Below are 1,055 nucleotides of genomic sequence, written 5' to 3' on the forward strand. Positions count from 1 at the left end.
GTCGACGCGGGGGCCCCGGAGCCATCGGTGACCGGGGCGTCCGCCGGTTCGGCGGCCATCATCCGGGCGGCGGCCCGACGGGCACGCCGTTTGATGTACCAGGTGCTCAGCGCTCCGGCGAGGACGGCGAGGAGCAGACCGATCCAGGAGAACCGGTGCAGCCACTCCTGGGCGATCACCCCGAGGTAGTAGACCACCGCGGTCGTACCCCCCGCCCACAGGACCCCACCGGGCAGGTCGGCCGCGAGGAACTTCCCGTAGGGCATGCGCAGCACTCCGGCGAGGGGGCCGGCGAAGATACGGAGCAGGGCGACGAAGCGCCCGAAGAAGACCGCCCAGGCACCCCAGCGCTCGAAGGCGCGTTCCGCCGCGGCGACGTTCGATTCGGAGAAATGGTGGGGGAATCGGCGTCCGAGCCGCGCGAACAGGGGTCTGCCGCCCTTGCGCCCGATGAGATAGCCGAGGGAATCCCCGACGCATGCGCCGAAGGTGGCGCACACCCCCACCCACAGGGGATCGACGACCCCCTGGGAGGCGAGCAGCGCCCCACTGACGAGGATGATCTCGCCCGGAAGGGGGACACCGAGCATCTCGATCAGAATGACGACGGTGACCAGCGTGTACACCGCCAGTGGCGGAATCGTCGCCAGCCATGCCTGGATCTCCACCCGCCGGTCCTCCCGTGTCCCGTGCCGCTTCCCGGCGTGGCGCCCGACTGCGCACGCGGGAAGCCTAACCGATGCCGGGACTCGCCCCGGGGCGCCGACTCCTCCCCCCTCCGCGGGTGGTGGCGCGGCGGCGCGCAACTGTCCGAACGACGTTCATCGAGGCGGTGGCGGTTCCATCGGCCCGGCGGATGGTGACGTGGACGGGGATCACCGGACGGCTCCCCCGTTATGTTTTTCGCGGTCCTGCAAGAGGGCCGCGAAAAACATAACGGGGGAACGGTCCAGTCGCCTGTTCACCCGAGGAGAGGCGGGGCCGCCCGTGACCGGATACTGCCGGGGCGGTCTCGCGGAGACCGCCCCACGCCCTCCTCACCGCGCGGCCTCCTC

1 protein-coding gene is annotated in these 1,055 nt (G+C 71.2%); it reads right to left on the minus strand.

The annotated features are described in order from the left end of the window. Nucleotides 1–668: DedA family protein (locus tag FNQ90_RS24465; RefSeq protein WP_182608330.1), on the minus strand; the 668-nt coding region annotated here is incomplete at its 3' end. Nucleotides 669–1,055: the final 387 nt, after the last annotated feature.

This window comes from Streptomyces alkaliphilus (genome assembly GCF_014141535.1).
Lineage (GTDB): Bacteria > Actinomycetota > Actinomycetes > Streptomycetales > Streptomycetaceae > Streptomyces > Streptomyces alkaliphilus.